Source organism: Nakamurella antarctica, from assembly GCF_003860405.1.
In the GTDB taxonomy this organism is placed as follows: domain Bacteria; phylum Actinomycetota; class Actinomycetes; order Mycobacteriales; family Nakamurellaceae; genus Nakamurella; species Nakamurella antarctica.
Window position 1 is genome coordinate 1,037,223 of sequence record NZ_CP034170.1, and the last position, 21,787, is coordinate 1,059,009.

The 21,787-nt window shown below is 60.9% G+C and carries 20 protein-coding genes and 1 pseudogene; 17 read left to right on the forward strand and 4 right to left on the reverse strand.

The features are described from left to right. Window positions 1-10 precede the first annotated feature (10 nt). From EH165_RS04535 to EH165_RS04560, 6 genes are all read left to right on the forward strand, one after another. A complete protein-coding gene (locus EH165_RS04535) occupies window positions 11-1,642 on the forward strand; it encodes an ABC transporter substrate-binding protein (protein ID WP_124798220.1) in 1,632 nt (543 codons plus the stop codon). 62 nt (window positions 1,643-1,704) lie between these two features. Continuing rightward, entirely contained in the window at window positions 1,705-2,676 is a 972-nt protein-coding gene (locus EH165_RS04540) for an ABC transporter permease (protein WP_124798221.1), read from the forward strand. Beyond that, window positions 2,673-3,575, forward strand: coding sequence for an ABC transporter permease (locus EH165_RS04545; RefSeq protein ID WP_124798222.1), 903 nt, complete (start codon window positions 2,673-2,675; stop codon window positions 3,573-3,575). Before EH165_RS04540 ends, EH165_RS04545 begins: the two co-directional genes overlap by 4 nt. Then, window positions 3,572-4,348: an ABC transporter ATP-binding protein gene (locus EH165_RS04550; RefSeq protein WP_124798223.1), complete on the forward strand. Its 777-nt coding sequence runs from the start codon at window positions 3,572-3,574 to the stop codon at window positions 4,346-4,348. Before EH165_RS04545 ends, EH165_RS04550 begins: the two co-directional genes overlap by 4 nt. Then, window positions 4,345-5,127, forward strand: a complete 783-nt coding sequence (locus EH165_RS04555) for an ABC transporter ATP-binding protein (protein ID WP_124798224.1) — start codon at window positions 4,345-4,347, stop codon at window positions 5,125-5,127. Before EH165_RS04550 ends, EH165_RS04555 begins: the two co-directional genes overlap by 4 nt. Further along, window positions 5,127-5,786, forward strand: coding sequence for a TetR/AcrR family transcriptional regulator (locus tag EH165_RS04560; RefSeq protein WP_124798225.1), 660 nt, complete (start codon window positions 5,127-5,129; stop codon window positions 5,784-5,786). The genes EH165_RS04555 and EH165_RS04560 overlap by 1 nt, the downstream gene beginning before the upstream one ends. Here the strand turns inward: EH165_RS04560 and EH165_RS04565 are convergent. After that, a complete protein-coding gene (locus EH165_RS04565; protein WP_124798226.1) occupies window positions 5,758-6,756 on the reverse strand; it encodes a nucleoside hydrolase in 999 nt (332 codons plus the stop codon). The two genes, EH165_RS04560 and EH165_RS04565, sit on opposite strands and share 29 nt — an antisense overlap. A 30-nt stretch (window positions 6,757-6,786) precedes the next feature. Next, window positions 6,787-6,996: a hypothetical protein gene (locus EH165_RS04570; RefSeq protein WP_124798227.1), complete on the reverse strand. Its 210-nt coding sequence runs from the start codon at window positions 6,994-6,996 to the stop codon at window positions 6,787-6,789. A 178-nt stretch (window positions 6,997-7,174) separates the two neighbouring features. On the opposite strand from EH165_RS04570, the gene EH165_RS04575 reads away from it, so the two are divergent. The 4 genes from EH165_RS04575 (at window position 7,175) to EH165_RS04590 (ending at window position 10,828) form a co-directional block, all read left to right on the forward strand. Then, window positions 7,175-7,954 (forward strand): electron transfer flavoprotein subunit beta/FixA family protein, encoded by a 780-nt coding sequence (locus tag EH165_RS04575; protein WP_124798228.1) that lies wholly within the window; start codon window positions 7,175-7,177, stop codon window positions 7,952-7,954. Between the two features lie 14 nt (window positions 7,955-7,968). After that, window positions 7,969-8,925, forward strand: coding sequence for an electron transfer flavoprotein subunit alpha/FixB family protein (locus EH165_RS04580; RefSeq protein WP_124798229.1), 957 nt, complete (start codon window positions 7,969-7,971; stop codon window positions 8,923-8,925). A gap of 125 nt (window positions 8,926-9,050) precedes the next feature. Beyond that, window positions 9,051-9,839 carry a GNAT family N-acetyltransferase gene (locus EH165_RS04585; protein WP_206426109.1) on the forward strand — a complete coding sequence of 263 codons (789 nt, stop codon included), beginning with the start codon at window positions 9,051-9,053 and terminating at the stop codon, window positions 9,837-9,839. Window positions 9,840-9,946: 107 nt separating this feature from the next. Then, a complete protein-coding gene (locus EH165_RS04590; protein WP_164479123.1) occupies window positions 9,947-10,828 on the forward strand; it encodes a lysophospholipid acyltransferase family protein in 882 nt (293 codons plus the stop codon). On the opposite strand, the gene EH165_RS04595 is transcribed toward EH165_RS04590, so the two are convergent. Further along, the gene (locus EH165_RS04595; protein WP_124798231.1) at window positions 10,714-11,139 is read right to left on the reverse strand and encodes a Fur family transcriptional regulator; all 426 of its coding nucleotides are present in this window, start codon (window positions 11,137-11,139) and stop codon (window positions 10,714-10,716) included. The two genes, EH165_RS04590 and EH165_RS04595, sit on opposite strands and share 115 nt — an antisense overlap. Before the next feature lie 145 nt (window positions 11,140-11,284). Here EH165_RS04595 and EH165_RS04600 point away from each other — a divergent pair, with 145 nt between their 5' ends. From EH165_RS04600 to EH165_RS04615, 4 genes and pseudogenes are all read left to right on the forward strand, one after another. Beyond that, window positions 11,285-12,790 carry a catalase gene (locus tag EH165_RS04600; RefSeq protein WP_124798232.1) on the forward strand — a complete coding sequence of 502 codons (1,506 nt, stop codon included), beginning with the start codon at window positions 11,285-11,287 and terminating at the stop codon, window positions 12,788-12,790. A gap of 156 nt (window positions 12,791-12,946) precedes the next feature. Then, window positions 12,947-14,149, forward strand: a complete 1,203-nt coding sequence (locus EH165_RS04605) for a cysteine desulfurase family protein (RefSeq protein WP_124798233.1) — start codon at window positions 12,947-12,949, stop codon at window positions 14,147-14,149. Window positions 14,150-14,225: 76 nt separating this feature from the next. Next, a pseudogene (mnmA, locus tag EH165_RS04610) lies at window positions 14,226-15,295 on the forward strand (tRNA 2-thiouridine(34) synthase MnmA). Next, a complete protein-coding gene (locus EH165_RS04615) occupies window positions 15,295-16,395 on the forward strand; it encodes a uroporphyrinogen decarboxylase/cobalamine-independent methonine synthase family protein (RefSeq protein WP_124798234.1) in 1,101 nt (366 codons plus the stop codon). Before mnmA ends, EH165_RS04615 begins: the two are co-directional and overlap by 1 nt. Window positions 16,396-16,741: 346 nt before the next feature. Here the strand turns inward: EH165_RS04615 and EH165_RS04620 are convergent, their stop codons facing one another. Beyond that, window positions 16,742-17,560: a bacteriorhodopsin-like gene (locus EH165_RS04620; RefSeq protein WP_206426111.1), complete on the reverse strand. Its 819-nt coding sequence runs from the start codon at window positions 17,558-17,560 to the stop codon at window positions 16,742-16,744. Between the two features lie 146 nt (window positions 17,561-17,706). Between EH165_RS04620 and EH165_RS04625 the strand changes: the two genes are divergently transcribed. The 3 genes from EH165_RS04625 (at window position 17,707) to ligA (ending at window position 21,591) form a co-directional block, all read left to right on the forward strand. Then, the gene (locus EH165_RS04625) at window positions 17,707-18,294 is read left to right on the forward strand and encodes a MarR family winged helix-turn-helix transcriptional regulator (protein ID WP_124798235.1); all 588 of its coding nucleotides are present in this window, start codon (window positions 17,707-17,709) and stop codon (window positions 18,292-18,294) included. Window positions 18,295-18,438: 144 nt separating this feature from the next. Beyond that, complete coding sequence (locus EH165_RS04630; protein ID WP_124798236.1) at window positions 18,439-19,218, forward strand: DUF6928 family protein; 780 nt, start codon at window positions 18,439-18,441, stop codon at window positions 19,216-19,218. Between the two features lie 96 nt (window positions 19,219-19,314). Then, entirely contained in the window at window positions 19,315-21,591 is a 2,277-nt protein-coding gene (gene ligA, locus EH165_RS04635; protein WP_124798237.1) for an NAD-dependent DNA ligase LigA, read from the forward strand. Window positions 21,592-21,787: the final 196 nt, after the last annotated feature.

Below are 21,787 nucleotides of genomic sequence, written 5' to 3' on the forward strand. Positions count from 1 at the left end.
GCCTTTAAGAATGTTGGCACTTCCAGGACGCCGCAAGCACTATCGGCTCATCGCCGCGGTCGCTGCCGTGGCCATCTTTGTCAGCGGATGCAGCGGTAGCTCCGACGCCGCTACTAGCGCAGCGCCATCTGGAGCGGCAGATCCGCAGCAACCGGCAGGCAGCAGCGCGTCGGCCGCCGGGACATCTGCTGGCGTTGCGCAGGCCGGTGGCACCATCACGTTCGGACGCACACAGGCTCCCACTTCGCTGGATTTGCATAATCAGATCACCGCCAACAACGCCTTCGCCATCGATAAAATTTTCGAATCTCTGGTGTCCTTCGATGCAGACGGCGCTTTGGAGCCATGGCTGGCCAGCAAATACGAATCCAGCGCTGACGGGCTCACCTGGACGTTCACGCTTCGCGACGGGGTCACTTTCTCCAACGGCGCCCCGCTCACCCCGGCCGACGTCGTATTCTCCCTAAACCGTCACTTCAAGGTTGGCGGGCCGCTTCCGTTGGCGGCGCCCATCACCAGCATTGCGGCGGAAGGCGCTAACACCGTCGTCATCAAGCTTTCTGCTCCTTACACACCGTTTCTCGCGGAGCTGGCAGGCTTTTCGAATGGGATTTTGCCTGCCGACTTTGGTGGGGTGGCCGAGGATAAATTCTTCTTGAAGCCGGTCGGCACCGGACCGTTCGTCGTCGCCACCTGGGACCAGGGGGGCGATTTGACCTTCACGGCAAACAAGAAGTACTGGCAGCCGGGCAAGCCCTACGTCGACTCGCTGATCTACCGCTTGGTGCCGGAAGACACGCAGCTGATCGCCCAGTTGCAGGGCGGCCAAGTTAACGCGATCGACCAAGTCTCACCGGCGAACGTCGCGGAGCTGGAGTCGAATTCGAAGCTTGCGGTGAGCAACACGCCAGGCTGGGAGATCGAGACGCTGTTTTTCAACAATCTGGACACCCATTTCAGCGACCGGTTCGTTCGACGAGCGGTTTCTTACGCGCTGGATCGTCAAGGGTTAGTTCAAGCGACCAGTTTTGGCACCGCCACCGTTGCTGGGTCGTTGTTGCCGCCAACAATTCCGGACTACAACGCGCAGACCAAAACTCTCAACTTCAACGTTGACGCGGCCCAGAAAGAATTGAAGCAATCAGCTTTCCCAGACGGATTCAGCACCAAGCTGATGGTCGCAAGCGGGAACAGCAAGCGCGCTCAGGAAGCCCAGATCATCCAGGCCGCCCTCGCCGAGATCAACATCAAGGTCGAGATTGAATCCATTGACCTTGCGGCTTTCCGGGAACGCTTTCGAGCCTTTGATTACTCGATGATGATTAATAGCGCGCTGAGCGATGTGGCCGATCCTAATGGAATTATCAGCTTTCAGGCCGACCCTGATGCTGGCACCAACGCGTACTGGACGCACTACAACAACCCGGAAGTCACCGCGCTGATCCAGCAGGGCCGCACGAAGGCCGAAGGTCCGGATCGGGCAGCGATCTACGCCCAGATCCAAGATCTCATCGCGGGCGATGCGCCTTACATCCCGCTGGCCTACACGCCCAATATCAAAGCAACCTCTGCCACCGTTCACGGCCTCGTGGTCTTACCGAACGGCAGCGTACGTTTTCAGGACGCCTGGATTTCGAAGTAGGAGTGCAGAGGTAGGAACAGAGTAAGTAGCTCGAAGATGACGTCAGCAGGGGAGGCGCTGCGATGATCGGTGAGGCCTTCACTCTCCCCACACCTGGCGCCCTGCGCTGGGCTCGGCGCACGGCTTTCACCGTCATCCCTGTCGTGATCGGTGTCGTCCTTGCTACTTTCTTCTTACTCCGTCTAGTCCCGGGGGATCCGGCGGCGGCCATCCTGGGGGATCAGGCCAGCGACGCGTCCTTGGCGGCGCTCCGGGAGAAGATGGGCTTGAATAGCTCGATCGGTGCGCAGTTACTCGATTTTATGGGCCAGGTCTTTTTTCACGCTGACACAGGCAATTCGTTGGTGTTCGACGTATCGAGCAGGCAACTGATTGCAGCTCGTGCAGGAATCAGCATGAGTCTCGTAGCACTGTCAGTGGTCTTCACCGCTGTGATCGTGGTGCCGATGGCGCTGCTCGCGGCGACACACCGCGATCGCCTCCTCGACCAGCTGATCCGAATCATTCCAGCAATCGGCCTATCCATGCCTATCTTCTGGATAGGACTCCTGCTGGTCCTGGTGTTTGCGGTGCGCCTCGGGTGGCTCCCGGTCGGGGGGAGCGTCAACGGGTTTGCCTCGCTGATCCTGCCAGCATTGGCAGTGGCGATCACGATTGCCCCCCCGCTGATTCGGTCGTTGCGCGCCCAATTGCTGGAGGTTTTTCAGGCAGATTTTGTGTCCACCCTGCGGGCTGCTGGGCTGCCCTCCCGTCGGATCCTCGTCAGGCATGTTTTGCGCAACGCCGCCCTGCCAACTCTGACATTGTTTGGGCTCAATGTCGCGTACCTGGTCGGTGGCACCCTCATTGTCGAGAAGGTGTTCGCCATCAACGGGTTGGGAGCGCTGATGTTTGAGGCCATTGGCAACAGAGACTTCCCCGTGGTGCAGGGAATAGCCCTGTTCAGTGCGGTGGTGGTTGTCGCCGTCACCCTCGTGACCGACTTCGCGGTGCACCGTCTCGATCCACGCAACAGCCGGCCGGGTGCGCAATGACGGAAAACCAGAGGTCACCACTTCCATCAGCAGCAGCCCCTGCGGGGCCTTCACAGTGGAGCGCAGCCCATCAATCAGACACGGTGATGCGCCGGATGCGCCGCACGCCCGCCTTCGTGGCCGGACTCGTGATGACGGTGACGGTGGTGCTGGCAGCAGTGTTCGCGCCGCTGCTTTCCGGTAGTAACCCTCGCCAGCAAAACCTGAGCGGCGGCTTGCTACCACCTTTCAGTCCCGGCCACCTGCTGGGAACCGACCAGCTCGGCCGAGACATCCTCTCCCGCTTGCTGTTTGCAGCACGGACGGACCTCGCTGTGGCCGGAATTGCAGTGATCACGCCATTTGTCGTGGGCGTCCTAGTGGGGACCCTCGCCGGATATTGCCGGGGCTGGGTCGACTGGATTATTAGCCGAATCGTCGAAACCGTAGTCGCGTTCCCGTTCTACGTCATTGTCATAGCAGTGGTCTTCGCCGTCGGGGCGGGCGAGAGGGGTATCTACGTAGCGTTGGCGCTCGTGGGGTGGGTGACCTACGCACGAGTGCTCCGCGGTACGACCGGAGCCTTGAGAAACTCGGAATGGGTGATCGCCGCACGCGGGGGCGGACTCAGTCACCCCCGCATTGTGCTGCGACACATCTTGCCCAACACCATCACCCAAGCCGTAGTACTCCTGATGAGCGACATGATCTTCGTCATTGTCGCCGTCGTGACCCTGAGTTATTTGGGGTTGGGGATTTCGCCGCCGGTACCCGATTGGGGGACGATGATTAATGACGGGCAGGCTTTCGTCGCGACCAAGTGGTGGATCTGTGCGATCCCCGGTGCCGCCGTGGTCTTCACGGGCATCGGCTTGTCCTTGCTGGGCGACGGAATCTCAGATGTCTGGCGGGTGAAATGAAGGCCGCTTTAGCCACTGCTTCCGTAGACGTCTCGGATCTGTTCGTCTCAGCTGGCAACACAGAACTTATTGCCGGCGTCAGCTTTTCGGTTGCTGCTGGGGAGTCAGTCGCCATAGTGGGGGAGTCAGGCTCGGGCAAAAGCCTGACCCTGAAGTCGATCGCCGGCATACTTCCCGCGGGAGTGCGGATCACCAGCGGCAGCGCGGGCGTCGGCGGCCGCGCTGCTTTGATACCCCAGGAACCGCTGAGCGCCCTCGACCCACTCATGCCCGTCGGAAAGCAGATCACCGAAATCTGCCGTTACGTCGCAGGTCTCGACAGAAAAAGAGCATCCGCACGGACTCGCGAACTCTTGGAGCAGGTGGGGCTGGGATATCTTCAGGCACGCACTGCCGCTTACCCCCACCAACTCTCCGGCGGTGAGCGACAGCGCGCACTCATCGCGATGGCCCTTGCCAGCAACCCAGATGTACTGCTGTGTGATGAGCCCACCACCGCACTCGATGTCACGGTGGCCGCCCAGGTACTTGGTCTGATTGAAAGGCTGCAACGAGATTTGGGCTTGACTATCCTCTTCGTCAGCCACGATATTGCTGTGGTCAGCCATGTGTGCAGCCGAATCTTGGTGATGCGTGCAGGTGTAGTCGTCGAGGACGCGCCCACTGGGCAGTTGGTGGACCATCCTGCGCACCCCTACACCAAGCAGTTGCTGAGCGCGGTGCTGGAAGTTCCCGAACTGGGGCCTCGCCACGAGGAGGGGACCACCCTATGACGAATCCGATGCTCGATATCCGCGGGCTCACTCTCGCCTACGGCGGTGCCATCGCAGTGCGCGGCGCCACACTGAGCGTGGCGTCCGGTGAGATCCACGGAATCGTAGGGGAATCCGGGTCTGGTAAAACGTCGCTGGCCAAAGCGGTTCTCGGGCAACTGCTTCCGGTTGCAGGGCAGGTTCGGCTTGCAGGCGTGCTGCTTCCACCGACGCACCGCTCGGTGAAGCAGCGCCGCGCGGTGCAAATGGTCTACCAAGATCCTTACTCTTCGTTAAACCCGAGAATGACGGTGGGCCAGGTTCTTTCAGAATTACTGCGAGTTCACGACATCGTCGGGAAGAGGCAGATTACCGCTCGCAGCCGCGAACTCTTAGATCTGGTGCAGCTCCCGGCAGGTGCACTGGGTGGTTACCCCGGGCAGTTCTCGGGTGGGCAGCGTCAGCGGATAGCTATCGCGCGCGCTCTCGCGGTGCAGCCCACCGTCCTGGTGGCTGATGAGCCCACGTCCGCGCTGGACGCGTCATCCCAGGCCAGCATCTTGGCGCTGTTTGAGAACCTGCGGAAGGATCTGGGACTGACCGTGCTGCTGATCACCCATAACCTGGCGGTAGTGAACTACCTCTGTGACCGAGTGAGCGTCATGAAGAGCGGGCAGATAGTGGAAACCGCAGACGTAGGAACATTTTTCACTGATCCGCAGCACCCTTATTCCAAACAAATGTTGCTCGCAGTACCCCGGATGCGCCGCACCACTGCTTCTGCCGAAACGGAAATCTGATGTCTACCGCGCCCGACCACACTGCTGCACATGCGGATACAGGCATGTCCGGCCGATCCGAGGAACTTCTTAATGGAATCCTTCGCTACATCAGACTCCATGGGGTGGAGCAATTCTCACTTGCCACGGTGGCTGATTTCCTGGGCACCAGCAGTCGAATGTTGATTTACCATCTGGGCAGTCGCGACGAAATTTTGATCAAAGCAACGTCCCTGCGTCGGATGACGACCAGTGCATTCCTTCGGGAGAGACCAGTAACCGGTCTGGCTGAATCTGCTCGGCGAATGTGGGAGCACTACCTGAATAACTTGTGGGAGATGCAACTGTTTTTCTTCGTCTCGACGCGCGCCTTTGCCCAGCCGGTGGCCTACGCGCGTTTTGCCAGAGATTCCCGAGACGTGTGGATGGAGTACTTGACCGACGGCTGCGCCAAAGATGGAATCAACTACGAGAGTGCAGTTCCCGTAGCTGGCCTGTGCCTTGCGGGCTTGCGGGGATTGTTCTTGGACCTGCTGTTGACGGGTGATCGAGAACGTGCGGAAAGCTCATTCATCGTGCTGGTCGAACAACTCGAAAGCGCTAGAGTGAGCCGATTCAAGAATCCAGAATATCCAGTGAATGAAAACGGATCTATCTCGACGGCGGCGCGAAGGAGCTGAGCCACACGTTGGCATGCCGTTCGCCGTCGACATCTAGGGCAACGTCGATATGTGCACCCACCGTCACAGTGGGATCGTCTGCCTTGTCGCCTGACCAGGCTCGGCGGTCCACTACTGTCTGGCCCCTGGTGTGCATCCCCGACGTCTCGACCCGCACAGAGTAGTTAGAAGTGGTCACACCTTCAGGATCAATGACGGCGCATACCGCGCCAGCATCGCCGATCGTGGCATCGTCCAGGCCGAAAACCCGCATTTGGTTCTCGAGCAGTGCGCCAGCCAACTGAGCCGCAGGGTCGCCGGAGTCACGCATAGCGTGGGCGCGCTCGCGGCCGATCCGCACATCGTTGAAAACATCGAGGCCGTACATGGTGATCGGGATGCTGAGTTCGCCAGCCGCGGCGATGGCTATGGCAGCTGCTTCGGGGTCGGCGAAGACGTTGAATTCGGCAACCGCGGTAGCGTTCCCGGTCTGAGCCGAGCCACCCATAAAGACGATTCGTGCAATTCCCGGGGCAACCTCCGGGTAGGTGCGAAGCAGGAGCGCAATGTTTGTCATCGGCGCGAGGGGGACCACTGTGATGGCGTCCCCTGTTCCGATGGCAGCCATCAGCTCGCGCCGCAAGAGATCGATGGCGTGCATTCCGACTACTCGTCGATCGGATGGCCGGGAGAATCCACCGAGGCCGTCCGGGCCGTGGACGTGCGTGGCGTGATGGGGCGGCACCAGCAACGGCCGTGTGGCGCCTCGAGCGACGGGCACATCCCCGGCTCCGGCAGCATCCAATACGTATTGGGTGTTGGCGACCACTTGATCCACATTGGTGTTGCCAGAGACGCACGTCACTGCTCGCAAGTCGAGCATGGGGTGTCGGACAGCCAGGATCAACGCCAGGGCGTCGTCAACTCCGGTATCCACATCCAGGATTACCGGGATCACGTCGGGTGAGGAGCTGTGCGGTGCGGTCGTCATCGGCCCACCGTAACTAATCGCCGCTAGTAGTTACGGCCGGGGTCCAGTGGGACGGTCGCGGTACCAGATGGCTACCAGCCCGACCAGCGGAATCAGGATGGCGATGGGGATGAGCCAGACATAGAAAGGCGGCTGAAAGGTGAAGCACAGCAGGACGGCGACGAACAGGGACATGAGTAGGACAAAACGCACAAGAGAGATGACGGGGATGACGGCATCTTTGTTTTTCTCGTTGATCATCTATCAAGAGTGACACGTTCCACTGAGTGGGCGCTCGACTCAGCTCGACCTAAGCGATAGCTTAGGGATAGATGGGCAGAAGCAAAGCGATCGCTTAGTTTTCGTCCGAGCCCTTCGCGGGGCGCGCTTCAGGCCTGGCAGATCGTCGGCGCCGACACCTACTGAGAGGACTCACGGCATGGACATCGTGGTTCTGGTCAAGCAAGTGCCCGACACTTATTCCGAGCGAAAGCTGCGTGAGGCCGATGGCATTCTCGATCGCGACGCCGTCGACGCCATCATCGACGAAATCGACTCACGGGGGGTGGAGACCGCCCTACAACTCACCGAAACCCACGGTGGTGAGGTCACGGTTCTCACTATGGGCCCCGACCGCGCCACCGAGGTGCTGCGCAAATCCCTTGCGATGGGCGCGCACAAAGCAGTGCACATTAACGACTCGGCCTTGGCCGGATCCGACGCCCTTGCGACCTCGAAAGTGATTGCCGCCGCCTTGGGAACTCTCACTTTTGACCTTGTCATCGCGGGCAACGAATCCACCGACGGCAGAACCGCCTCCGTACCGGCAATGCTCGCCGAACGTCTGGGAATCCCGCAGGTCACCTTCTCCCGGTCTGTAGAAATTAACGGCACCAGCTTGAAGGCCGAACGCGTGGTCGACGGCGGGTACAGCGAAATTACCGCCACCATCCCCGCAGTCATCTCCGTGACGGAGAAGATCGCCGAGCCGCGCTACCCCAACTTCAAGGGCATCATGGCGGCGAAATCAAAGCCGGTGACCACCCTGACACTGGCTGATCTAGGGCTTTCGGCCGACGAAGTGGGGAGTGCCAATGCGTGGTCAATCGTGATCGACGCGGCTCCCCGTCCGCCGCGCACCGCAGGTGAGAAGGTCGCTGACGAAGGCGAAGCCGGAACCAAAATTGCGGAATTCCTGGCCGCATCGCGATTGATCTGAGAGGCAGGACGAACATGGCTGAAGTACTAGTACTCGTAGAGCATTCTGAGGGCGCACTCCGGAAGGTCACCGGTGAATTACTGACTGCCGCCGCCCGAATTGGCAGCCCGTCAGCGGTAGTGGTGGGGATCCCCGGAACCTCTGATCCACTCGCGGCCGAACTGGCAGCGCTGGGCGCGGAAAAAATCTATGTTGCAGAGTCTGACGACGCGGCGACCTACCTGATCACCCCGGCGGTTGCGGCGTTGGCCGCGGCGTCTGCCCTCGCCTCACCGGCGGCAATATTGCTGTCCGCGAGCGTCGACGGGCGCGAAATCGCGGGACGTCTGGCGGTTCGCCTCGACTCCGGAATGCTTGCCGACGTCGTCGATATCGATTCCGACATCGTTGGCACCCACTCGGTTTTTGGCGGTTCCTACACCGTTCACGCGAAGGTCACTCGGGGCATCCCCGTAGTCACCATTCGCGCGAATTCGATCGATGCGGCGCCGTCCCCGGGCGCCGGTACACGGGTGCCAGTGGAGTTCTCGGTAGACCCAGCGGCTTCGGCCGTAGTTGTCGCCGTGCACGTTGAGCCAGCGGGCGACCGTCCGGAACTCGGCGGCGCAACTGTGGTCGTGTCCGGCGGGCGCGGGGTGGGCTCGGCAGAGAACTTCCCCGTGGTGGAAAACCTGGCTGATGCACTGGGCGGCGCCGTCGGCGCCTCGCGGGCGGCGGTCGATTCGGGGTACTACCCGCACCAATTCCAGGTGGGGCAAACGGGAACCACGGTGTCGCCGCAGCTTTACATTGCGCTGGGGATCTCCGGCGCAATCCAGCATCGGGCAGGTATGCAGACCGCGAAGACAATTGTTGCTGTCAATAAGGATTCGGACGCACCGATCTTCGAAATTGCCGACTATGGCGTTGTGGGCGACCTTTTCAAAGTTGCACCGCAGCTCACCGAAGCGGTCGCGGCGCACAAGGGCTGACCATCGCCAGACAGGGCCCGGCCGATTCGTTTCGGCCGGGTCTTTTCTGTCGTTCATGGAGTTTTCACTCCCTTGACGGGTGGTAGCCAACGGGCGTGCTTGTAGCTCTGTGAACGTTGTCAAGTGTGACCACCAGTGCGCTTCTTCCCGCAATTACTGCTCACCAGTCGACCCCGTACCAGCTCCGGCCGGCCACGTCGTCGGCGGAAGTCCTTGCTGCCCAACGTCTGCGTTTCGTCGTCTTCGAACGTGAGGGCGGGGCATCGACACCGGGCCCGGCGCAAGTGGACGCCGACGAGTTCGATGACATTTGCGACCATCTCATCGTCTGGTTCCAACTAAGCCCAGACATGCAACCCGAGGCGGTCGCGACCTACCGGCTGCTTCCTCCGCATGCCAACGACGCGCACCCGCGCAGTAGCGGCCTGTACTCAGCCGCCGAGTTTGATCTTGCTGCCTTAGAGTCCCTGATGCCCGCCACTGTCGAAGCTGGCCGCTGCGCAGTGCATCCGGATCACCGGAACGGCACAACGATGGCGCTCCTTTGGGGTGGTATTGCCCGGTACATGTTTCTCTCCGGCTACCGCTATGTGATCGGATGCGCATCGATTTCATTGGCTGATGGCGGTGCTCAGGCCGCACATGTGTGGGATGTGGTGCAGGCCAAGCACTTGGATCCTGAGGGAAGGCGATGCGCTCCCAGACTTCGGTGGAATGACCTTGCAGTCACGCGGCCACTGCGAGCGCGCGTACCCGCACTGCTGAAAGGTTATTTACGTTTGGGTGCAGTGGTACTGGGTCCGCCCGCGTGTGATCCAGATTTTAATACGGCAGACCTTTTGGTGCTGCTCGATCTAGAGCGGACCGAAAAGCGTTATCTTGGATATTTTCTCGGCATGGTCGAGGCGGGATGAAGACACACGCCGCTAGTTCTGCGATCTGGCCGACGCGGCGAATGTCGTGCGCCGGAAGCACTACGCATCTACCGACGTGCATTTCACGCTGTGCTGCGGGGGATTTCGTGCGCGCATCGACGCCGCGAGCACTTTTCCGGATAGTGAGAGCTGCAGTTGCGGTAGCCATTTCGATACTTTTGGTCGGAGCTCGGACCGGGTGGCGCGGCCATGGCCGACGCGCCCGCGAGTCTGCGGCGCTGCGGTCGATAGCGGCGCGCATGCTGCGCGCGTTGGGGATCAGTGTCCAATCAATCGGCGCACCGAGGAGTGGTCCTTCCCTAGTGGTAGCCAATCACCAGTCGTGGTTGGACATTCTGGTGTTGAGCGCCGCCGCTCCTATGGTTCCGGTGGCGAAATCGGAGGTCGGGAACTGGCCGGTCATCGGCTGGTTGGCTCGAAAATGCGGAACGCTGTTCGTGCGTCGCAGCTGTTGGCGCGACTTGCCGTCGGTAGTGGCACAGATGACGCTCGCAATGCGGCAGGGCCACCGAGTCCAAATCTTCCCGGAGGCGACCACGCGCTGTGGGGGAGCAGTCGACGAGTTCTACCGATCGGCGTTCCAGGCGGCTATCGACGCGGCCGTGGTGGTGCAGCCCGTGGCGCTGCAGTACCGGCAGGGCCATCAGAGCACTACTGCTGCAGCGTTTGTCGGTGAAATGAATGTGATGGCTTCTGTGCGCCGCGTCCTCACGTGCAGGCAGCTCACAGTCACCGTCAACTGGTTACCGGCGATACCCGCGATCGCGGGTACGGGGGTGGCGGCCGTAGATCGCAGGCGGCTATGTGAGCTCGCATTTAACGCTGTCGCACGGGCGCTCAACCAGGACGTGATCTACCGGCAGCAAGCGCACCGGCCGCGGAATATCACGTCAGCCGATTCGATTACGAATCCGGGGGCAATCGCCGCGACGTCAGCAGTGTTGGCAGACGGCAGCACCTCTGCTTGAACGTCAAAGATCGAACTGCATACTTCGCACACTAAGTGGTGGTGCGTTTTTGCCACATTGGGGTCGTAGCGGGTGACGCGGTCGCCGACGTTGACGGCAAGTACCTCGCCGGCGTCCACCATCTCGCCGAGCGTGTTGTACACCGTTGCGCGGCTGATCTCCGGAAGGACCGCGACCGCACGTTCGAGAACGTCGTCGGCGGTCAGGTGAATATGTTCCGCGCCAGCAGCGTCGAAAACCCGCGCGATGACGCGTCGCTGCGCCGTCATGCGCCAACCGCGGCCAGTCAGCCGCTGCGTCAGGGTTTCCATTCCCTCAACCTACCCGGCAACCCTGCTAGATCCGACCTTGTCCAATTTTGGACTATGTCTAAGATAAGAGACGTAGGTCGGGCTCGGTACGCATTCGCGCTCGTAGACAAGGCTTACTCATTTTCGACATACCAAGGATGTGCTGATGACCGACGCCAGGCTGACCACCGCTGCGGGTACTCCCGTAGCCGACAACCAGAACTCGCAGACCGCAGGCCCCAATGGCCCGATTCTGCTTCAGGACCACCACCTCATCGAAAAGCTCGCGCACTTCAACCGGGAACGCATCCCGGAGCGCATCGTGCACGCGGTGGGTAGTGGAATGCATGGTGAGTTCGTCGTCACTCACGATGTCACGCAGTACACCCGGGCGGCATTCCTGTCTGAGATCGGAAAGACCACAGAGGTTTTCGCCCGCTTCTCCACTGTTGCCGGATCCCAAGGTGCACCTGATACAGCCCGCGACCCTCGTGGTTTCTCGGTCAAGTTCTACACCGAGGAGGGCAACTACGACCTTGTCGGCAACAACACCCCGATCTTCTTCATCCGCGACCCCCTCAAGTTTCCCGACTTCATCCACACCCAAAAGCCCGATCCGCGCACCAAGGTGCAGGAGCCGGACAACGTCTGGGACTTCTTTGGCCTGTCCCCGGAGCTGACGCATCAGTTCACCTGGCTCTTCGGTGACCGTGGTCGGCCGGCCACCTTGCGCCATATGGACGGCTTCGGCTCGCACACCTTCCAGTGGGTTAATGGTGAGGGCAAAGGCGTCTGGATCAAGTACCACTTCAAGTGCAACCAGGGCATCCAAAACCTGCACGACGACGAACTGCTCGAAGTCACCGAAGGTAATCCGGAGTATCACCTGAACGACATGCGCGACGCCCTCGACCGAGGCGAATTCCCGTCGTGGACGTTGAAGGTGCAGATCATGCCGTTCGAGGATGCCCCCACCTACAAGGTGAACCCCTTTGATCTCACGAAGGTGTGGTCGCAAAAGGATTACCCGCTGCACCAGGTGGGGGTGCTGACCCTCAACAAGTGGCCGGACAACTTCTTCGTCAATACCGAGCAGGTCGCCTTCAACCCGGCTCACTTCGTGCCAGGCATTGGTCCGAGCCCGGACAAAATGCTGCAGGGACGTCTCTTTGGATATGGCGATGCGCATCGCTACCGCGTGGGCATCAACCACTTCCAAATTCCGGTCAACGCGCCGCATTCCGCGCCAGTCAACAATCACCTTCGCGACGGAGCCGCAGCCGTCAGCACCAACGGCGCAGGTACCAAAAATTACGAGCCCAACTCGTTCGGCGGTCCGTCTGAAACTGGTGAGGCGCTCTACACCGGCATCAACACTGACGGCCCCGCGGGTTCCTATCCGGCCGAGCACAGGTACGCCAATGACGACTTCTCCCAGGCAGGCGATCTGTACCGGTTGATAGACGAAGACTCCAAGACCCGTTTGGTCAACGCACTTGCTGGGTCCATCAGCGGCGTCTCTCGCCAGGACATCGTTGATCGGGCTGTCGCGCACTTTGCGAAAGCCGATGCCGAGTATGGCGCCCGCGTTGCTGCCAAAGTTGCGGAACTTCGTGCACTACCTGCCAGCAACGACCCGGCCGCCGACCCCGCTGCAGTGCTGGTGCCATAACGCACATGTCTGAACAGGGTCCGGCTTAGCTCCGCGTGGAGCCAAGCCGGACCCTTGTATTTTGCCTTCTTTCGTAGGTGCAATCGCGGTCCGCAGGGGTTGCTCAGCATCAGTAGTTCCACCAAATTCTCGCGGGGCGACTACTCTGGAGCAGCGATGGCCTATCTCGATCACGCTGCGACCACCCCGGTTCTCCCGGCGGTCATAGCTTCCCTGACCCAGGCATTGACCCTGACCGGCAATGCCTCCTCGTTGCACACCTCCGGCCGCGCGGCCCGTCGCCGGGTGGAGGAGTCGAGAGAGTCGATTGCCAAGCATCTCGGGGCTCGCCCCAGCGAGGTCATCTTTACCTCCGGCGGCACAGAATCGGACAACCTTGCGGTGATGGGGATATTCCGTGCGCGCAGAGCCGCCGACCCCGCGCGGACCCGCATTCTGGCGAGCGCCACTGAGCACCACGCGGTACTCGACGTTGTCGAGTTCCTGGAAAAGCACGAGGGCGCCACAGTCGGTTGGCTGGAGGTGGACGATTATGGCCGCGTGCATGCCGACACCCTCGCCGCCGCCATTGCCGAGAACCCCGCTGATGTGGCGGTGGTGTCCGTGATGTGGGCAAATAATGAAGTCGGTACGATCAACCCGATCCGCGAGCTTGCCGAGGTCGCACACTCCAAGCAGATCCCTCTGCACACTGACGCGGTCCAAGCACTGGGGCAGATTCCTGTGGACTTTGCAGAAAGCGGCGCGGATGCCATGACGGTCACCGGGCACAAAATTGGCGGACCCACCGGTGTGGGGGCACTGTTGCTGCGGCGCGACGCGACCATCCAACCGATCGTGCACGGAGGCGGTCAGGAGCGTGGAATACGTTCTGGGACCTTGGATGTCGCGGCCATCGTAGCGTTTTCAATCGCCGTCACCGATGCCGTAACCCAGCAGGCGGCCAGGGCCGAGATGCTCACAGACCTGCGGGAGGCGTTGATTAACGGCATCAGAGAGCAGATTCCGGATGTAGTGCTGGCTGGCGATCCGGGACAGTCGCGCGTCGGTGAAGGTCCCAGTCGGTTGCCCGGCAACGCACACTTGCGGTTTCCCGATTGCGACGGCGATTCGCTCTTGATGCTGCTGGACGCTCGCGGTATCGAATGCTCGACTGGGTCGGCGTGCACTGCGGGTGTCGCCAGACCCTCTCATGTGCTCCTCGCCATGGGCGTGCCCGAGGAAGAGGCAAAGGGCGCAATTAGGTTCTCCCTCGGCCATACTTCGACTATTGCCGACGTCCGGGAGGTTCTCGATGCTATCGGCCCCGTGGTGGAGCGCGCCCGTCGGGCATCCCTAGCAGCTTCTCGCAAGCGATGAGCTGGGCAGGCGGTGCGCAATTTTGCCACCTGATGATCAACGGTCCGCACTCGATCCCGGAAGTGAAGAACACACCATGAAAGTCCTCGCAGCGATGAGCGGCGGTGTCGACTCAGCAGTGGCCGCAGCCCTGGCAGTCGAGGCTGGGTATGACGTCACCGGCGTGCATATGGCTCTGTCCAGGCAACCGGGCACACTCCGCACTGGATCCCGCGGCTGCTGCACCATCGAAGACGCCTCGGATGCGAGGCGAGTGTGTGATTTGTTGCAAATCCCTTACTACGTATGGGATTTGTCAGCTGATTTTGTGGAAAACGTGATCGCCGACTTTCTCTCCGAGTATTCCGCAGGCCGCACACCGAATCCCTGCTTGCGATGCAATGAGAAAATAAAGTTCAGTGCGTTGCTTGATCGGGCGCTGGCTTTGGGCTTCGACGCTGTTGTCACCGGACACCACGTCCGGATCGAAGACGGGATCCTGCGCCGCTCGGTCGACGAAGCCAAGGATCAGTCCTACGTGCTTGCTGTCCTGACGAAGGATCAGTTGGCTCACAGTATCTTTCCGCTGGGGGGCACTAACAAGGAGTGGGTGCGAGCAGAGGCCGCGCGCCGGGGATTTTCTGTCGCTTCTAAGCCTGATTCGTACGATATTTGCTTCATCCCGGACGGCGACACCAGGGGCTATTTGACCGAGAAGCTCGGCGCCAAGCCGGGCCCGGTGGTGGATATTGAGACCGGCGAGGTCTTGGCTCAGCATGAAGGCACCTATGGCTACACCATCGGTCAGCGCAAGGGCCTCGGTCTGGGGCGCCCCGCTGCGGACGGTAAGCCCCGCTACGTGCTGGACATCGAACCAATCTCGGGAACCGTGACCGTGGGTGCCTCGGCGCGGCTTGATGTTTCCGTCATTGTGGCTGGAGTACCTGTCTTCTCGGCAGGGGTGGCCCCCAGTTTCCGCTGCGCACGGTGGTTCAGGTTCGCGCACACGGGGGCACTATTGGTGGCAGCGCCGACCTCGTCGACGGCCAGGTCCGGGTCAGCTTAGACGAACCGGTCCGCGGTATCGCCCCAGGCCAAACTGTCGTGTTGTACGACACGAGTAACGAGTACGTCATTGGGTCGGCCACGATTGTGCGTGCGGCTTGATGGTTTCCCGCCGAAACTCATCAGAGCTCGACGGCTCACCCGCGAGGCCCTGGCATCTCGGCGCCGCGACCGGACTCGGCCCCATGCCGGGAACTGACCCGGCAGAAACCGCGCGGATAGTGGCGGGTGAAATGCCCGAACTTCCCTTCCTTGCCGAACTGCCGGGCCGCGGCGTAGGCGCAGACCAAGTTGGCCGGACCGCGGGGCTGTTGGTCGACATTTATGCCGAAGTGGTGCCGTCAGGATGGCGTATCTCCCGCAGGCCCACGCGAGAAGGTAGGCGTGCCAAGGACTTTCTATCCTGGGACTTGGACGCGATGGAGCAAACGTACGCCGGCGCCGAATACGTGAAAATTCAGATCTGCGGCCCCTGGACACTAGCCGCGATGATGGAAGTGCCTTCCGGGCATCGCGCGTTAGTAGATTACGGAGCGGTGGACGATGTGGCAGCCTCGCTTGCCCAAGGCTTGAGCTCACACGTCGCGGACATCGAGCGCCGGCTGCCTGGGACACGGGTCGTCGTCCAGATCGACGAGCCCGCACTGCCCCAGGTGTTGGCCGGAACGTTGCCCACCGCAAGCGGTTTCGGCACCGTCCGCGCCGTCGCACACCATCGGGCGGGAGAGATTCTCACAGGGTTACGGGATGCGGCGGGAGAGCGGTCAGTGGTGCACTGCTGCGACTCTGCGGCGCCGCTCCGGCTCTTGGCAGAAGCCGGTTTCGCCGCTCTTGCAACGGATTTCACCCTGATCGGATCGCAGACGACTACTCTCGACGCACTCGGCGAATTGATGGAATCCGGCATAGTTTTTTTAGCGGGGACTATCCCAAGCACTCGCCCGGCTGGTCTGCAAGGCGCCGACGCGAAGGATTCCGACCCTCGCATGGGCCGTCGGGATACGGCGACGACTGCACTTGCCGAATGGGCTAAGCCGATAACCGAACCGACGGGCAAGCTGGGGTTCTCAGCGCTCACGGTGGCCCAGCAGGTGGTGCCGACACCTACCTGTGGGCTGGCCAACGCAAGCGCGGATTGGTCTACACGCGCATTAACACTGAGCCGAGATGTCGCGCGGCTGCTGGGCGACGCTCTCAACTAAACCTGCGGCCGGGCCGATGAACATAATCGGTGAGAAGCCGATGTAGGTGTTCGCGGAACCACCGCGCGGCCAGCGGCGTGATTGACGACCTTGCGGCGTTGGCGAGGGGGCAATCGATCAAACGATCCGGTCGAGGGATTGTTGCCAGTGGCCTGATCGGCACTCCTAGAGTGCCCTCTGCCATGCAAGCAACGCTTCGCAGTCGAAGCCCGATGCTGTGCCCATAGGTCTGCGCTTCAGTTGCGCGGGTAAACAAGAGCGCGCCCTCCCCGTTACCGGGTGAGGGCGCGCTCTTAACTATCCGTCATACGGGAGGGTCGAAGAACGTGACCCTGCCTAAAGTTCTTTACTTACGTCCTTTGACAGCGTCTTCGTGTGAGCGCTCTGACGCAGCAAATTCCGAGCTGTCCTCGTAGGACTTCGCCTTGGCCACACTAAAGATGATCAGCGCGTACACGGCCTTGGCAACGATGTCAGCCACCGAGTAGCCCACCTGCTTTGACACCCAAGCGTCGCCGCCGCCAGCGTTGAACAGTGGCAGAACGTAGGCAATGGGGTACACGATCCAGCTGATGACCAACAGGTAGCGAAGGCGGCTCAACGTGGTGCGCACTGATGCGGGCTGGCTTGTCAGCGACTTGCTGAGCTGAACGAACAAAATGTACAGGATGTAGGCGAACGGGATCATGGAGAGCAGGCCGAAGATGATGCGTAGCGAGTTCTCGCCGCTAATTTCGCCGGGGTAGCCGAGCGCGATCATCAAGGCAGCCGCAGGCACGAGGCGCATCAGAAGACCGGACTGAACCTTCCGCGCGAGCGCCAACACCGCGATGAGTTCCACGAGCAGCAGTGGCACCGTCAAGAACCAGTCGACGTAGCGGTAGCCCTCATTAAATCCAGTGCCCACGGCCTGCGTGTAGTCGCCGGTCCCCCCGACGGAGGTCGTCACGAAGGCTTCCTTGAAAGAGTCAAAGATGCGGAAGTAGTGGTAGGCGGCGATCCCACAGACGATGATCGCCACGGTGATCGCTTGTCGGTAGCGGGGCAGGATCCGCGGTAGCGAGATCAGTAGAAACAATGCGGTGAACAACTGCGACGCGATGACGAGCGACAGGAAGTTGTACACGGTGTCGTACTGACCGTGCGACAGGATGTCGGGAATCACTGGATCCTCCTTGAACGGATGGGGAACTGCTGAGGGCTGTAACTTAACTACTAAGTTACTTATAAAGTCAACAGTTTGTCACGGAGTGCGATGTAATCTGCTTCACCCCCGTTAGACTGGGTTTTCGCAAGGGACTGGAGGGCGCCGTGAGTACGCACACCGGGCTCTCCCATACCCTCGTCGGATTTCCAGGAGCGGCAGTCGAGTTCGTGAACGTCATGCAGCGAAATCGCGAGCGAATCGGTCAAAATGCAGAGCTCTCGCCAAGTGAACTCCGAGCATTATTTCGGGTGGCTGCCGAGATCAGCGTGACACCGAAGGAACTGGCTCGGTATCTGGATATGACAACCGCTGCAGTGACGTTTATTTCGCGGCGCCTTGTGGATGCAGGGCTCCTGCACAGAGTGGACCACCCAAACGACAGACGCAGTTTGTATCTTGAACTCACGCCGCAGGCGCACGAGATGATGGCCGAGGTCCACCGCGATTTTGTAGACCTGCTGGAGGCCGCGACGAGTGAGCTCAGTGCCGCGGAGCTCGATACGTTTACCTCAACATTGCAAATGGTCGCGCGTTCGATAGTTCGAATTAGCACCTCGCCTGGCTCCGCCGTTGCTGGAAACCTGAACGGTGCTGGAAACCTGAACGGTGCTGGAAACCTGAACGGTGCTGGAGACGAGAGTGGTGCCGGAAACCTGAATGGTGCTGGGTTAGTGAGCAGCACTCACCTGTGATCTAGTTGCTCGACTCGGCGGCGGTGCGCCACTTCGCCGCTTCGCCGCTTGAGTAGAGCGGACTTGGATTCAGGAATCCCGCGGGAGGTCTACGCTAAGCCTGCGGTAGGAGAGTTCTTTTCGAGCCGGCAGGAGCGTCCAAGAGTGGGTTCGAAGTTTGAGATTCTCGCGTTTTCTGCGCAACTGCCGCGCCTGGATCTGGCTTACCGCCCCCTCGGCACCGAGCAAGTCGCGCGCAGCACTGCGGAGCAGGTCTTCCCGGGAAGGATAGGCGCTGCGAAAGGCACCGTTTCGTTGATCCAAGCGTGTGCAGGAGTGCCAAACACGATCTGTGCAGGGACGTTCGGTGAAACATCGTTGATCGTGGGTACCGATGTCACGGATTTAGTCGATCTGCCGGGATCTACTGCCGTGGTCGCGGGTGGCCGGTCTACCACCAGGTTAATGTCCAGCAGCATCGTTGATGCTGTGGCGCTGGAGGCATGGGCTGCGGGCGGCGCCGTCATTCGAGAGCTTCTTCTTACCCCGGCAGCAGGCGTGGTTATCGACGAAGGCACACAGTCACACTTTGAGGCCCCGTTTTGGGCGGGAGAATACGGCTCCGATTGCGATCTCGAGGCCGAGCTACCTTTCAAGCTCAGTGACTTTGGCGCTGAAGCACTCCGAACCTACTTCGGATTCGCAATCGGCGGGCCACCCCATAGTGACGATATTCCAGCTGATCAGATAATGGTGTACGCATTCACCCTCGCGCCGCAGCAAGCTGGGGCCACATTGTTGGGAGTGGCAGATCCCACGGAACTGGCCAGTGAAGATACAACTGCTCACCCGCGGATCGGCGACAGAGCCACCGCTGCTGAGACAGAGCCGCGGGCGCCGGGATGGTGGCGCCGGTTGCTTGCTACTTTCTTGGGGCAACGATAGAAAACGTTGTAGTCTGCGCCCGACGTTGGTGAGCTGGGTGAGCCTGCGGCGACTGGGCGCTCCACCCTTGTCGGTGCCGACAGATATTCTCGGCAAGTGAGTGAAGATAAACAGCAGCCAGAGTCAGCTGCGGCGCAGGTCGAGGCCGCACGCCGGCATGCCGAGCTAGCGGACCAAATTTCGCGCCATCAGTTCCGCTACTACGTACTTGATTCCCCGGTCGTTACAGATGGCGAATTCGACGTACTGCTCAATGAGTTGGCTGCCTTGGAGCGTGACTGGCCCGCCCTGCTTACCTCCAACTCGCCCTCGCAAAGAGTCGGCGGCGATTTTTCAACAGAATTTGGCTCGGTCGAACATGCTGAGCGAATGCTCTCGCTGGACAATGCGTTTTCACCCGAGGAACTGGCAGCTTGGCTCGAGCGCGTCGCTCGGGACGCCGGTGGCCGCGTCCGATGGCTGACCGAAGTGAAGATCGACGGGCTCGCCATCAACCTCACCTACCGACACGGCAAGTTGGTTCGAGCTGCCACCCGCGGCGACGGCCAGACGGGGGAGGACGTCACGCTGAACGTGCGGACAATTGCCGAAATCCCAGAGCAGCTTCGAGATGACGGTGGCCACGATATTCCCGAATTGGTCGAGGTTCGTGGCGAGATTTTTTTCCCGCTGCACGCCTTTGCAGAACTGAATGCCCAGCTGGTCGCTGCGGGGAAAGCCCCGTTTGCGAATCCCCGAAATTCTGCAGCCGGATCGTTGCGGCAAAAGGATCCTCGCATCACCAAAACCCGCAAACTCTCAATGCTGTGCCATGGCATCGGCGCGCGGCAGGGGTTCGAAATTGAATCGCAGTCGCAGGCTTACGAGCGGCTGCGGGCGTGGGGTTTGCCTATTTCTCCGCACAACCTGGTGGTCGACACTCCAGCCGAAGTGCTGCAACGGGTGGCCTACTGGGGCGACCACCGGCACGACGTCATCCACGATATAGACGGGCTTGTAGTCAAGGTAGATGAGATCGCGACCCAGCGACGCCTTGGTTCAACATCGCGGGCGCCGCGGTGGGCAATTGCCTACAAGTACCCGCCGGAGGAAGCCACGACCACACTCCGCGATATCGCGGTGAACGTGGGCCGTACGGGCAGAGTCACCCCGTTCGCAGTCTTGGAACCGGTACTGGTTGCTGGTTCAACGGTAAGCATGGCGACGTTGCACAACGCCAGCGAAGTAGTGCGCAAAGGAGTACTGATCGGAGACACCGTCGTCATTCGGAAGGCCGGCGACGTCATTCCCGAGGTTTTGGGACCAGTTGCAGACCTTCGAGACGGTTCGGAGCGGGCCTTTGTGATGCCCACCCAATGCCCGGAATGCGGCACAGAACTCAAACCAATGAAAGAGGGCGACGTAGATATCCGCTGCCCCAATGCCCGAAGTTGTCCGGCGCAGCTCAGAGAACGCCTTTACCACCTGGCGGGGCGGGGGGCCTTCGATATTGAGGGAATGGGCTACGAAGCCGCAGCAGCGTTATTGAAGGCGGGCGTCGTCCAAGACGAAAGCGATATTTTTGCGTTGACCGAAGCGGACCTCATCGTAGCGCCGCTGTTTCGCACGAAGGCGGGCGCGCTGTCAGCTACCGGGACAAAATTGCTCAAGAACCTGGAAATCCAAAAACAGCAACCCCTCTGGCGGGTAATCGTTGCGCTTTCTATCCGCCATGTAGGACCCACCGCAGCTCGTGCTCTCGCCCAGCACTTTGGGCGACTGGCTCCAGACGAAGGACTCGCGCAGCTGCGGCTGGCCGGCTCAGATCGGTCTAGCGAGATTGTGAATGGGCCTGATGGATTGGCTGGCACTCCGGATGACCGCGGGATAGCGGAGGTTCGAGGCGAAGCCACGGAGCTACTTCCTGTGCGGTCAGCCTCGATTGCCGAAGCGAGAGAGTCGGAGCTTGCCGCCGTCGACGGAGTAGGCCCGACGATTGCAGCGGCAGTCGTGGAGTGGTTCGGAATCGGATGGCATCGCGCCATTATCAACAAATGGGCCGCAGCCGGCGTCCGCATGCAGGACGAGGTCACAGAGCGGGCCGAACAAACTTTGGCTGGCCTGTCGGTGGTAGTGACCGGCTCTTTGATCACTTACAGCAGAGACGAAGCCAAAGCCGCATTACTCGAACGCGGCGCGAAGGCCGCGGGGTCAGTTTCCAACAAAACGGCGTTCGTCGTGGTGGGCACCGATCCGGGGTCGAAATATGACAAGGCGATCGCCTTGAAGGTGCCGATACTGGACGATGCAGGTTTCACGGTTCTCCTGAAAGACGGTCCGGCGGCGGCTCTGAAGCTGGCGAGAATCGGTGACCAGGAGGCGCCCGCGGGGTGAACGGGTCAGAAATTGTCGGCGCAGCGAGCTCGTCCCCGACAATGAAGGGTGTCAGCTGTTCGGCCCGCTCACCTCGAGTGACAAGGCATCCCATCCCGGTGCCCGGTTCGACACCACTCCACGGCACAGACGATAGCTTGAGAGTCCGTAGACTTTGCGGGCGGCCCTGCCCTGCAGCCCGGGCTGGGCAGAGCTG

Excerpts from the sequence above, each read along its gene's own strand:
- EH165_RS04535 (WP_124798220.1), top strand. The coding sequence starts at position 11 with ATGTTGGCACTTCCAGGACGCCGCAAGCACTATCGGCTCATCGCCGCG.
- EH165_RS04540 (WP_124798221.1), top strand. The coding sequence starts at position 1,705 with ATGATCGGTGAGGCCTTCACTCTCCCCACACCTGGCGCCCTGCGCTGG.
- EH165_RS04545 (WP_124798222.1), top strand. The coding sequence starts at position 2,673 with ATGACGGAAAACCAGAGGTCACCACTTCCATCAGCAGCAGCCCCTGCG.
- EH165_RS04550 (WP_124798223.1), top strand. The coding sequence starts at position 3,572 with ATGAAGGCCGCTTTAGCCACTGCTTCCGTAGACGTCTCGGATCTGTTC.
- EH165_RS04555 (WP_124798224.1), top strand. The coding sequence starts at position 4,345 with ATGACGAATCCGATGCTCGATATCCGCGGGCTCACTCTCGCCTACGGC.
- EH165_RS04560 (WP_124798225.1), top strand. The coding sequence starts at position 5,127 with ATGTCTACCGCGCCCGACCACACTGCTGCACATGCGGATACAGGCATG.
- EH165_RS04565 (WP_124798226.1), bottom strand. The coding sequence starts at position 6,756 with ATGACGACCGCACCGCACAGCTCCTCACCCGACGTGATCCCGGTAATC.
- EH165_RS04570 (WP_124798227.1), bottom strand. The coding sequence starts at position 6,996 with ATGATCAACGAGAAAAACAAAGATGCCGTCATCCCCGTCATCTCTCTT.
- EH165_RS04575 (WP_124798228.1), top strand. The coding sequence starts at position 7,175 with ATGGACATCGTGGTTCTGGTCAAGCAAGTGCCCGACACTTATTCCGAG.
- EH165_RS04580 (WP_124798229.1), top strand. The coding sequence starts at position 7,969 with ATGGCTGAAGTACTAGTACTCGTAGAGCATTCTGAGGGCGCACTCCGG.
- EH165_RS04595 (WP_124798231.1), bottom strand. The coding sequence starts at position 11,139 with ATGGAAACCCTGACGCAGCGGCTGACTGGCCGCGGTTGGCGCATGACG.
- EH165_RS04600 (WP_124798232.1), top strand. The coding sequence starts at position 11,285 with ATGACCGACGCCAGGCTGACCACCGCTGCGGGTACTCCCGTAGCCGAC.
- EH165_RS04605 (WP_124798233.1), top strand. The coding sequence starts at position 12,947 with ATGGCCTATCTCGATCACGCTGCGACCACCCCGGTTCTCCCGGCGGTC.
- EH165_RS04615 (WP_124798234.1), top strand. The coding sequence starts at position 15,295 with ATGGTTTCCCGCCGAAACTCATCAGAGCTCGACGGCTCACCCGCGAGG.